12 protein-coding genes and 1 tRNA gene are annotated in these 11,267 nt (G+C 61.4%); 7 read left to right on the top strand and 6 right to left on the bottom strand.

The features are described 5' to 3' along the window. Positions 1 to 126: 126 nt before the first annotated feature. Together SAZ10_RS32000 and SAZ10_RS31995 are read right to left on the bottom strand one after the other, a co-directional pair. A complete protein-coding gene (locus SAZ10_RS32000; protein WP_318613572.1) occupies positions 127 to 645 on the bottom strand; it encodes a disulfide bond formation protein B in 519 nt (172 codons plus the stop codon). Positions 646 to 680: 35 nt separating this feature from the next. Beyond that, complete coding sequence (locus SAZ10_RS31995) at positions 681 to 1,268, bottom strand: YqaA family protein (protein ID WP_318613575.1); 588 nt, start codon at positions 1,266 to 1,268, stop codon at positions 681 to 683. Positions 1,269 to 1,469: 201 nt separating this feature from the next. Here SAZ10_RS31995 and SAZ10_RS31990 point away from each other — a divergent pair. The 5 genes from SAZ10_RS31990 (at position 1,470) to SAZ10_RS31970 (ending at position 4,318) form a co-directional block, all read left to right on the top strand. Next, positions 1,470 to 1,556, top strand: a tRNA-Leu gene (locus SAZ10_RS31990). A 280-nt stretch (positions 1,557 to 1,836) separates the two neighbouring features. After that, positions 1,837 to 2,127, top strand: coding sequence for a hypothetical protein (locus tag SAZ10_RS31985; protein WP_318613571.1), 291 nt, complete (start codon positions 1,837 to 1,839; stop codon positions 2,125 to 2,127). Further along, positions 2,105 to 2,581, top strand: a complete 477-nt coding sequence (locus SAZ10_RS31980; RefSeq protein WP_318613570.1) for a hypothetical protein — start codon at positions 2,105 to 2,107, stop codon at positions 2,579 to 2,581. The genes SAZ10_RS31985 and SAZ10_RS31980 overlap by 23 nt, the downstream gene beginning before the upstream one ends. A gap of 425 nt (positions 2,582 to 3,006) precedes the next feature. Beyond that, positions 3,007 to 3,462: a hypothetical protein gene (locus SAZ10_RS31975; protein WP_318613569.1), complete on the top strand. Its 456-nt coding sequence runs from the start codon at positions 3,007 to 3,009 to the stop codon at positions 3,460 to 3,462. A gap of 301 nt (positions 3,463 to 3,763) precedes the next feature. Continuing rightward, complete coding sequence (locus SAZ10_RS31970) at positions 3,764 to 4,318, top strand: flavin reductase family protein (protein ID WP_318613568.1); 555 nt, start codon at positions 3,764 to 3,766, stop codon at positions 4,316 to 4,318. Between the two features lie 7 nt (positions 4,319 to 4,325). Here the strand turns inward: SAZ10_RS31970 and SAZ10_RS31965 are convergent, their stop codons facing one another. From SAZ10_RS31965 to SAZ10_RS31955, 3 genes are all read right to left on the bottom strand, one after another. Next, positions 4,326 to 5,336, bottom strand: coding sequence for a DUF4105 domain-containing protein (locus tag SAZ10_RS31965; protein ID WP_318613567.1), 1,011 nt, complete (start codon positions 5,334 to 5,336; stop codon positions 4,326 to 4,328). A 144-nt stretch (positions 5,337 to 5,480) separates the two neighbouring features. Then, positions 5,481 to 6,764, bottom strand: a complete 1,284-nt coding sequence (locus tag SAZ10_RS31960; protein WP_318613566.1) for a GNAT family N-acetyltransferase — start codon at positions 6,762 to 6,764, stop codon at positions 5,481 to 5,483. Next, the gene (locus SAZ10_RS31955) at positions 6,764 to 8,173 is read right to left on the bottom strand and encodes a lipopolysaccharide biosynthesis protein (RefSeq protein ID WP_318613565.1); all 1,410 of its coding nucleotides are present in this window, start codon (positions 8,171 to 8,173) and stop codon (positions 6,764 to 6,766) included. The genes SAZ10_RS31960 and SAZ10_RS31955 overlap by 1 nt, the downstream gene beginning before the upstream one ends. 96 nt (positions 8,174 to 8,269) lie before the next feature. Between SAZ10_RS31955 and SAZ10_RS31950 the strand changes: the two genes are divergently transcribed. Further along, on the top strand, positions 8,270 to 8,506 hold the full coding sequence (locus tag SAZ10_RS31950; protein WP_318613564.1) for a hypothetical protein: 237 nt from the start codon (positions 8,270 to 8,272) through the stop codon (positions 8,504 to 8,506). A 179-nt stretch (positions 8,507 to 8,685) separates the two neighbouring features. Beyond that, positions 8,686 to 10,236, top strand: a complete 1,551-nt coding sequence (locus tag SAZ10_RS31945; protein ID WP_318613563.1) for a CHAD domain-containing protein — start codon at positions 8,686 to 8,688, stop codon at positions 10,234 to 10,236. A 674-nt stretch (positions 10,237 to 10,910) separates the two neighbouring features. Here the strand turns inward: SAZ10_RS31945 and SAZ10_RS31940 are convergent. Then, positions 10,911 to 11,225 carry a hypothetical protein gene (locus SAZ10_RS31940; RefSeq protein ID WP_318613562.1) on the bottom strand — a complete coding sequence of 105 codons (315 nt, stop codon included), beginning with the start codon at positions 11,223 to 11,225 and terminating at the stop codon, positions 10,911 to 10,913. Between the last annotated feature and the right edge of the window lie 42 nt (positions 11,226 to 11,267).

The following is an 11,267-nucleotide window of genomic DNA, read 5'->3' as shown; positions in this document are numbered from 1 at the left end:
CGCCGCCGGCTACAACTTCCGCCGCCTCATCCGCTGGCTCAGTCTTTTGCTGTGCCTGATGCTGGCTGCCTTCAGCACTCAGCTTCGCCTCGTATCAACGTGAAATCGCAATAGTTCACGGTCGACTCACTCCTTCGCGAGCGCGCCGCGGAAGGCGACCAGCGCCAGGACGAGACTGATGATCGCGTTCCAGCCTGCCAGTGACAGGCCGAGGATGCGCAGTGCAGCCTTGTCGCAGGAGGGCGGGATCACCGTGTTGAGCTGATCGAGCACGCCGTTGCTGCCGCTTCCCGCCGGGGCATTGACGACGCCGCAATCCGTCGGACCCGGCCACCAAGCCCATTCGACGCCTGAGTGGTAGACGCCGAGATAGAGCCCGTAGGTCATCAGCAGGCCGCCTGCCAGAAGGAGGAGCCGGGTAAGCCAGGAAGGAAATTGCAGCGCCGCCGACAGCAGCGCGACGGCCATGAGCGGCGCGCCGATGTAATAGGGGATGCGCTGCTCCAGGCAGAGCTTGCAGGGGATGTAGCCGCCCAGGTGCTGGAAGCCGAGCGCGGCGCCGACGGTCGCCGCCATGGCGATCATCAGGAAGCCCGCCGTGATGAGATGGGTGCGGGGTTTGGCAAGCGCCGTTATCGAAGTCATCGGGTTTCCGTCATGTCCGGTGCGGTGGACCGGGCTCAAAGCAGATAATGGGCGGCAAGATAGAGCACAATGAGGACAGCCGCCGCGGCGCTGGCAATCAGGCCCAGGCGCTTTTCGATGAAGTGACGGATCGGCTCCCCATAGCGCCTCAGCAGCCAGGCGAGGAACAGAAAGCGGGCGCCGCGGGCGACAATCGCAGAGACGACGAACAGCAGCAGATTGACCTGCATGACGCCGGACAGGATCGTCACCACCTTGATCGGCGGAAGATGCGCGAGACCGGACGTGACCAGCATCAGGAGTATGAGACCGAAGCCGGAAGAGGTGCGTAGCGCCTCGAACTCATCGAGCTTGCCGTAGAACTCGAGCACGGGCTTGGCGATCGTTTCGTAAGCGAAATAACCGAGCATCCAGCCGGCGATACCGCCAAGCACCGATGCGGTGGTCGCCACCAGCGCATAGCGATAGGCGCGTTTGGGTTGCGACAGCGCCATCGGCAGGAAGAGCACGTCGGCCGGCACCAGGAAGATGGAGCTTTCGACGAAGGCAATGATGGCCAGCCACCATTCTGCCGATTTGCGCGCGGCAAGCGACAGGGTCCAGTCATACAATCTGCGAAGCAGCATCAGGCCTTTCCGGATTGGGCGGGGCGGCAGCCTGTCTAGTGAGAATTTCTACGCCGCACAATGGCGCGGCTCTTCCTCATGGCACGAGGATAATGGTTTCGTTATGTCCATACCGCTCCACGTCAATGGCCAAGCTCGCAGTTGACGGCAGCGCGTCCAATCTGTAGTTCGCTGCCGTTCTCGCCCGACAAGGGCAAGGCCCCTGTGGCGGAATTGGTAGACGCGGCAGACTCAAAATCTGTTGCCCTCACGGGCGTGCTGGTTCGATCCCGGCCAGGGGCACCATCCTTCTCTCTTCGAGCTACGGCCTTCGCCGACCGAAAGTGAGATTCCCCATCACGATCCTTCGGCGGGGGCAGCAAACGTCACCAAGTGTAAACTGAGCGCATCTTCCTGCAAATTGGCAACTCTAAGTCGAGGTGTCCGATGCCGAGGCCGAAGCTGCCGAGGCTGACGCCGTTGTACCCTCGGAGTAAGCCGAATTCCGATAAGGTCACCGATTGTCTTATCCCGTGGCCTCGACTATCTCAACGCAGGGTTTTGTTCGGGAGAAAGGGGCCGCTTTATGGATGTGAAAGAAGCGATAAAGCTTGCGAAGGACTACGCGCGAGAACTCTTCGAAGAAGAGGGGATGGTTAATTTCGGGTTGGAGGAGGTTGAATATGACGTCGACCGTGATGCCTGGAATATCACTGTTGGGTTCTCGCGCCCTTGGAGTTCAACAAAGAACGCGCTCAGCGCCATAACTGGCGAACCATCGCTAAAGCGTCTCTATCGGGTTGTTCACATCGACTCGATGGGAAATGTCATTTCAGTAAAACGACGGTTGATCGATGAATCGTCCATTAATCATTGACACAAATTTGGCAATTTTGCTAATTGTCGGTTCAATCTCTAAGGGGCAGATTAAGCAGCATAAACGATTAGGAAAGTACGATCAAACTGATTTTGAAATTCTTGAAGAGTTTGTAGTAGCGTCATCCGAACTTATATTCACTCCAAACGTCTTGACGGAGACGTGCAATCTTGTCCGGCAGTCAAAGGAGCCATGGAAGACCCGTTTCGTTGAGGTTCTTGTGACGATTGCTCAGAAACGAAAAGAGCAAATTGTCAGGAGCGTAGAGGCCGTTAGTCGGGAGGAATACCGCCGGCTTGGTTTGACAGATGCGGGATTGCTCTATTTGGCGAAGATGTTGAATGATGCGGTCATCTTAACCGATGACCTGCTGTTGTATCTAGCTGCTGCGAAGGCGGGCTTGGAAGCGATCAATTTCACCCACGTTCGCGATCAACGCCCGGACTTCCGCTAACCGGTCACGCACACAAAGTCGTCTGTGCCCTTGGGGGGGCGTTGTCCCAAACCCACGCACATGCGTCCCCACGGGACCCATGAGGCAACCGTGAGGCCCCCGAGGATTTTCCCGACTTCGTTGAGAAAGTGATTGTCTGATCGGTAATGTATAGGTGCCCTATCTGGTTCTATTACCGGGTCCAATTTTCGCAGCGTAAGAAAAATGAGAGGAGCGGAGACTGAATAGAATCTGGTAACGCAGTCTCTGCGCTATTGAAGCTTGGGGAATTTGCATGAATTGGGATGTAGTTTCTTCTCTAGCAAATCTCGGAGCCGCCTTAGCGGCGTTGGGAGCGGCTATCGTTGCTTGGGCGCGGTTTGTCCACTTGGAAATCTGAGACCATCGGCAAGCGGCGTTTGGAGTTTGCCGAGGAGGCCCTCGCGATGTTCTATGAGGCTAAGGAAGAATTGCTCTGGGTAAGAGTGCCCGCCTCGTACGATGGCGAGGGAGCCTCGCGCGAGCGACGTGGCAATGAGACCGATCAAGTCCGGTCTCTTCTTGATTCCTACTATGTGCCAGTTGCTCGAATAAATAAGCGGTCCGAGTTCTTCGCCAGTTTAGACGCCAAACGATACAGAGCTAGGGCGCTTCTCGGAGATAAGGCTGAACATCCCTTTCAGGAGATCAGGGCATGTGTGAACAACATTCGAGCCGCGTCGATCATTCTGATTCACACTGAGAAAGGAGAGCCAATTCAGCCCGCCTTGGATAAGCGCCAAGCGTGGGAGGATACCATCTGGGGCGGAGACGACGACGAGATGGGCAGACGCATCGATAACGCTGTACGGGCCGCTGAAGAGTTGTTTCGACCTATCATAGCCGAAGCCTCTCAGCGCTGAAGAGCGGACCTTTTTTTACCAGACTATTGTTTTGTACCAGAGTATTGTTTTGCCTTTTTGCGTATGTGCGCTGGGCGCTATTCCCCCATACCCCAGTACGGTGTCCGGTACACGCTGGTACAGGATGCGGCGTCGAAAGCCTTGTGGCGCAAGGCCTCTAGGAGCCCTCGGATACGGGCCTCGGACACCACTCTTTGAACTTTGGCCTTCGCCGACCGATTGAATCTGACTGCCGTGACCCTGTCGACATGCTGCCTATGTTCATGGTCGAAGAACTATCAGTGGAGACTTCGTCGCAAAGTTGCCTAGGAAGACCGATTTCCCCGTGAGCCGGGTGCGGCAATATCTCGAGCCCGGTCCGATCGTGCTGGTGTCGTCGAAGTGGCGAGGCGCCACCAACATCATGACCTTGGGCTGGCACACCGTCCTCGAGTTCACGCCCTCACTGATCGGCCTGGTGATTTCCTCCGGCAACCACAGCCATCGCATGATCCGCGACAGCCGCGAATGCGTCATCAACCTCCCGACAACGGCGCTCACCGATACGGTGGTTGGGATCGGCAACACGACCGGCGCGGAAATCGACAAGTTCGAGCACTTCAACCTCACCGCCCAGGAGGCGGAGAAGGTGGGCGCACCATTGATCGGCGAATGCCACGCCAGCTTAGAATGTCGGCTCCATGACGATGCGCTGGTGGAGCGCTACGACTTCTTCATCTTCGAGGTCGTGAAAGCGCATGTCGCAGTATCGCCCAAGCACCCCGAGACGCTGCATTACACCGGCGATGGCGTGTTCATGGTGTCCGGCAGGATCATCAGTCGTCGGTTGCAGTTTCGGCCGGAGATGCTCGGCTGAGGCTTCCTCACGGCTGCCCCCGCGGCGAGGGGACGCCGACACGGATTAGCTGCGAAAATTCCGGTGAGAGGCCCGCCGCACGGGCGCGCTCGTCGATGTGGGCGAGCGCTTTCAGTTCCGGCAAGGGCATGTGCGTGTCGAGCGCCCCCTGCGCATATGCATAGTCGGGCAGATAGCCATTGACGATCAGGCGCCAGTCGAACGGTATCCTGGCGCCGACCGCCCTTGCCATCTTGACGATCGTCGTCGTGCAGTTCGTGGTGATGGAGTTGTAGAACTCCGGAGTAGTCGAAAGCGCGTTCGCATCGGCAACATATTCGAGGAGAAGCTTGCGGGCGGCCTCGGGCGGGGTTGTCATCCGATAGAGCTGAACGTCTTCCCCGCGGATATTCGAGCGGACGCCGACCACGTCGCGCTCGTCGGCTGCGACGATCACCAAGGGATTGCTCTTGAAGAGGTCCGCGACCGGCGAGAACTCGCCGCCCATTCGGCGCCTGACTTCAACCGACCAGGCGAGATAGTCGCCCCCCTCGAAGCCGAAGCTCATGATGACATGGGCCATTTCCGGGCCGGCCCAGTAGGACATGAAGAGGTCGAGCGTCCTGAGCTTGGCGAGGTCGTAGCTGCGGGTCACCCATCGTGGCGTGGCATCGTCGTCGCCCCGCCATTCGAAGTCGCGGACATCGGTGAGCGTCAACAAGTCGTCGTTTATCGTTCCGGTGACCTGCCGGCTGACATCCGGCGCCCAGTTGGCCTGGACGGGCGGAGTTATGCTGCTCCACCAGACCAGGACAGCGCCGAAGGCCGCGGCGAACAGAGTGATTGCATGCGTCCGAAACCGACTGAACAGCGCGATGATCACGCAGAGGCCGAACAACACGAACATGCTGGCCGAAATCCCTCGCCCCCAATCCGGTGGGGGCAGACGGTACCAGAGAGCCAATCCTGTCCAAAGCGCGGCAATCGCGACGAAGAAGGCCAGAATCGTGGCAGAGAGAACCCGCGCGGCTTGGCGCACGCCTACCTCCCCGAAGTGCCACCCCCCTCAACTGCCGGAAGATCGAACCTAACGGTAAGACCTGGTGGCTCCGGCAGCCGCCATGATAGCTTTCAGACCGATCACCGCAAGATCGGCGGCGCGACTAATCTTCCACGCCGGGCCTCAACGCCGCCCAAGCAGATTCCGCAATCGGTTCCGCACCAGGCGCGCCATGTTGCGCGTCTCGCGATAGAGATGGAGTTGCGAGGCCGCCTGCCGCGCGGCGCGGTCGGCTTCGGGCATCAGCCCGACGACCATCGTGCCGACCGGCCTGCGTTCGCTCCAGAGCCTGCTCATGACCGGGTGGTCGGGAACGGCGCACGAGTCGGTCATCATGATATTCGGATCATCGAGATGCTGCTCCGTGACTTCCATCATCAGGAGGGTGCCTGGCGAGAACGGTGCGTAGTTCTCGTCATAGGCCGTCTTCCACGTGTAGGCGACGCCGGCCTCGACGAACACGATGAGGCAGGCGATCGGCTTGCCATCGAGCGTCAGCGAATGGATGCGACAAAGGTCCTGCTCGGCAAGCCTGTCCATCGCTTCGCGGGCAAAGGCGGCGCGGAAGCGGTCGATCGCCATGGCGGTGCGCTCCCGGCCCTTCCAGCCGGAGGCCTCCAGCGTCAGGAAGGACTCGACCGCAAGGCGGATCTCGTCGGCTGTGCGGGCGACGACGTGCTCGATCTCGCCCTTCTCGCCGAGGCGCCGCTTCAGCCGCCGGAAATCGCGTAGATGATGCGGCCGCAGCGATTGCTTCAGATAGGCCTCGCCGTCGAGCTCGCTTTCGAGGAAGGGGCGTTGCGCTTCATTGGTCGTGACGAGGGTCAATCCGCGGCTTTCGGCGACCGCGCCGATCAGGCTTGCCACGGGTCCATCGAGCCGCATGTCGGGAAGGACGAGCACCTTGGGCAATTTGAGATGAACTCGCGCCAGCATGGCGAAGAAGTCCTCGACCACGCCGGCGGGATCGTCGCGATCGAGCAGCGGGGTGCCGAGCGGGCCGAACGGGCTCGACCAGGTGCGCATGACGTTGACGCCGAACGGCACCGGCGGCTTTTCCACCGAGAAGGGGACGAGAAGGCGAAGTCTGCTCTTCTCCTCGTCGCCGTCGCGGATCACGGCGAGCCGCACCTCGCGATCCTCCAGCCTCGGCATGGCCGGGGCCAGGAACCGCGGATTGAAGAAGACGTTGGGCTCGATTGTACGGGCGCACAGATAGTCGAGCTCCTCGACGAGGTCGAAACCGGCCGAAGCGGGATAGATGGCGAGCCGGCGCTCCGGGCGGCGGCTCTCCAGCACCTCGAGATGTGCCGGATCGCCGGCTTCCCGAGCAAGCCCGGCAAGCTCCGCGAACATTGTGCCCGAGGGGCTGCCGCTCATCTCTTCGAGCAAAGGTATGGCGGCCATCAGCGGGCTCCCTTTTCGGCGACAGCAGGCGCGAAGATCGCCATGACGATGCGGAGCTTGCGCCAGACGGTGTAGGACAAGGCGGCCGCCTCGAAGACCATCGACAGAGCGGTCGCAACAGCGGCGCCCCACAGGCCGACGAGCGGAATGAGCGCGACGCTCAGCATCACGTTGAAGGCAAGAGTCAGCGCATAGACCAGAGCGCAGACGTTCTGGTTGCCGCTCATCGTGAGCAGGCTTTCGCAAGGGCCGACCGCGGCGCGCGCAACCACGCCAAGGACCAGCAGGAAAAGCAGCGGAAAGCCCTGGTCGAACTCGGGCCCGAACAACGTCAGCATCGGTTTGCCGAGGGCAAGCACGATGAAGGCCATCACCAGGGAGGGCCAGAACGTCCACGATACCGTCTCGCGCGCGAAAGCGGCGAGACGGCCGGGATCCCCGTGGGTGAACGCGGCATAGCGCTGGGCAACGCCGGCCTTGACCGCGAAATAAACGAAGTGAACGAGCGCCAGCGTCTTCACGGTGGCGAAGTAGACGGCGACGTCGTCGGGCTGCATGAAGGCACCAACCATCAGCACGTCGGCATTGGTCAGCAGGAAGAAGAAGCCTTCCACGAGGAAGATCGGTAGCGAGACCAAGAACCAGGTGCCGAACAGGATCTGGCGGCCCCCGGCCGGCATCCTCGCATCGAGGCGGGCCGTCACGCTCACGAGCTGCCAGAGCGTCGTCGCATAGGTCGCGGCGATCGCAGCGAGCACGGCCGTCTCCGCGCAGGGCTGATAGCCGGCAATCAGCGCTGCGGCCATGAAGACGAGGATCAGCACCGGGCGGATGATGTAGGTGGGCGAGAGCGCGGAAAGCGCCCAGGCGTTGGCCCGCGAGATGCCCTGCAGCAGGTCCGAAAGGGCGATCATCGGCAGACAGACCACACCGAGGATGAACGGGACGACGTAATAGCGCTCGATCTCGGCCGAGTAGAGCCAGATGCCTGCCGCACCGAGCGCGGCGATCAGCGTGGAAGCAACGAGCACGAAGAGACGGCTCGTGAGCAGGATTCCACGCAGCTCCGCGATCAGCCCTTTCTCCCGGTATTCGGGAATGAAGCGGATGACCGACGTGTGGAAGCCGAGGCAGGCGAGGTTGCCGACAATGATCATCGTCGTCCACACCAGCACGAAAATGCCGTATTCGAAGCTGCCCATCCAGCGTGCGAGCAGCACCTGGCTGACGAAGGCGATGACGGCGCTGACGACGCGGATCATGAAGGCAATCACCGACATGCGGCCAGCTTCGCCGCGCTCGTCGGCAGTGAAGATCAGCGCATCGAACCGGTCGAGCAGCGGCCTGGCGCGCAGCGCGAGGCGCTGCGGCAAAAGCCGGTCGGCCGTCGTGGCCGCGGAAAAGCGCACGCGCTACTCCCAGTGTTCCATCGTATCCGGTCGTGCTCTATTGAAAACTCTTTAAGAAACGGTTGGGTCGGATCAGGGCAGGGAGGCCGGTTGCGCATGATCGAGGCGAGCGAAAGGGCACGCATGCTCAGGGCCTATTCGATCGGCCCGCGAATGATCGCCTATCTCGAGGAGGCGGGGATCACGCGGCTCGAAGACCTTGCCGACGCTGCGGCCGAGCAGATCGCCATGCGTATCGACATCGTGTCGGGCCGCCCGCCGCTGAACAGGCTTGGCATTCAGGCGATCAGGAACCTCATCGAGCTGGCGAACCGGGAATGCGGGCCTTGCTGAAGAAGAGGTGCCGGAGACGTTTGCGTATTACGGCAAGTACGCATTTACATGGGGCAAAAGCTTACGACCGAAACAAGCAAACTGTCCGCAGCGCCCCACAGTGATATCGCGCAATACTTGGCGTCGTTGCGTATGCTATTGAGCTGCGGTAGGCGTAACAAAAGCGTCACAAAGCTGCCATGAGCGAAATCGAGCTGAAGTTCCTGATCGAGGAGGCGGCGAGCAAGGGGCTGTGGGCTCGCGCCAAGGCCTCGAAGCTCATCAGCGGCAAGCCGACGACGAGAATGCTCAAAAGCATATATCTCGACACCCCCGAGCATGCGCTGAAGCAGGCCGGCATTGCGCTCAGGCTGAGACGCGATGGGCGGCGCTGGATCCAGACCGTCAAGGCGGGCGGGCAGCTGCATGGTGGCCTGTCGCAAGTCGGCGAGGTGGAGAACCCCGCTCCCGGGGGCAGGGTCGACATTCACGCTATCCCGGACATGGCGATGCGCGACAAGGTTTTCCACTGCCTCAACGGGGCGTCGCTTCGGCCGGTCTGCGAAACCCTGATCAGGCGCACGGCAGGCGAGGTTTCGCTCGAGGACGGCACGTGCGCAGAGCTCGCAGTCGACATCGGCGAAATTCGCGCGGAAGGCCGCTCGGCCAGGCTCGCCGAAGCAGAGATCGAGCTTCTCAAGGGCAGCCCCGCCAAGCTGTTCGACATCGCGCAAACGCTGTTCCCGGAGGGTGGCCTGCGATTTTCCCGGCTTTCCAAGGCAGCGCGCGGCTATCTGTTGTCGGAAAAAGGGCACATCGACCCGCCGCTCGCTCCGCGCAACGCCGAGACGGTTCCGCTGGAGGCGGAGCAGACGGCCGAGACAGCAGCCCGCGACGTGCTGCGCGAATGCCTCGACCAGGTAGCCGAGAACATCGCTGTTGTGCTGAAGCTCGATAATGTGGAGGGGCCGCATCAGCTTCGCGTCGGGCTGAGGCGGCTCAGAAGCGCATTCTCGGTCTTCAAACCCGTCCTGAAGAGCCCGGAAGGGGATCGGCTCTCCAGCGAGGCGCGCTGGCTCGGTCAGGAGGTCGGGCGCGTGCGCGACCTCGACGTGGTGGCGGGCGAGATCGTGCGACGCGAAGCCGTCGCCCATCAGGACGAGCCGACGCTCGCCGCGCTTGCCGACGCGCTCGACGCAGAGACGGCGGCGCGGCGCGGCGAACTGCGCGCACTCCTTGCCGCGGCTCGCGCGCAGGCCTTCATCATCGACCTCGCGCGTTTTACCGAGGCCCGCGGCTGGCTCTCGCCCAACGACTTCGAGCAGACCGGGCGGCTCGCCCAGCCGGTCGCAGCTCTCGCTGAAAAGGCGCTCGGCAAGCGCTGGAAGAAGGCCCGCAAGCTCGCGGCCGATCTGGAAACGCTCGATCCCCAGCAACGCCACGAGCTGCGCAAGGAGCTCAAGAAGCTGCGCTACGCGGTCGAGTTCTTCGGCCCGCTCTATCCCGAGAAGCGCATCCAGCCGTTCCTGAAACGGCTGAAGAAGCTACAGACGGCGTTCGGCGATCTCAATGACGCGACGCTGGTGAAGACGATGTTTGCCCGCGATGCCGCGTCACGCCTTCACGAAGCCGGAGCAGAGCGCGCGGTCGGCTGGGTGGTCGGTGCCAGCCAGGCTCGCGCCGAGCATAGCTGGACCGGCGCGAAATCGCTCTGGAAGGACCTTGAGGAGACGAAGGTTTTCTGGAGGTAGGCTCCCTCGGCGCACTTGCATTCATGCTTGCTTAAGGGGCGATACCTCCGGGGCTTCCGCGGCTGCGACATGCAACGGCGGTTCTCGAAGCGCTCAGGGGCCGCATCGAGTCGGCCTATCCTGTCCAGGCAATCCGCAATTTCAGCAGGCGGCCGAAAAATTCCTACGCCACGCCAAGGACTCCATCAACCCGAGCATCGGTGAAGCCGACGTGCGGCAGATGCTGATCCTGCACATCCTGACAGAGGAGATTCGCCGAGCGACGTTTTCGTTTTGAGTATCCAGGGTGGCGAGCTGCGCGTGAAATTCCGGACCACAACAGTGGGATTGCCGATACTGCGAGGATAGGCGGGACAGCGCCCCCTGTGTCCTGCAGGAGATCCCCCCATAGGGAGATTGGCTAACCAACAGCGGGCATTGCGTAGTCAGCTTAGCAACTTGTCGTATTCGGCATGCGTGCCGATCCATATCCAGGTGAGCCTCGGTGCTTTTCCAGGGCGAGCGCCCGGTGATGATTTCCTACACGCGCCGACCAGAGTTCTCCGGTCTTCTTCAGCTGCAGCGAGGGGTGGCGTGGTTCTCCTTTAGGAGCTGAAAGTTCTTGTCGGCCAGATGGCGAGCGCTTTCCGGCAGTTGTTTATAGCACCGCCAGAAGCTTGAAGTAGCGCGGTGCGTCACAACGGCCGTGTCTTGCCGGCCGCTATCTCCGCTCTGGCTTCAGTAATGAGCCTGTCCAAGCGGCCCGCTTTCACATCATTCTCGAACTGACGATCCCAGCGCTGCCAACGCAACTCGTCGAACCAGGCAACGAGCTCTTTGAACTCGTCGTCAGACAAGCTGGCGATGGATTTTTCGATCTGATCGAGTTTGGTCATGGCCGAGAGAATAACACTCGCTGCGCCGACGGCAAGCGCTACGGCCCGTGCACCGGAATTGCCCGCTCGGACAAAAACTGGCGATACAGCGCCCCCCTCTGGCCTGGCGGCCATCTCTCCCGCAAGGGGGGAGATTGGCTAATCGCGAGCGCTTCA

The organism is Mesorhizobium sp. BAC0120, assembly GCF_033542235.1.
Classification (GTDB): domain Bacteria; phylum Pseudomonadota; class Alphaproteobacteria; order Rhizobiales; family Rhizobiaceae; genus JAWRCU01.
This window is presented reverse-complemented; position numbering and strand designations above follow the sequence as displayed.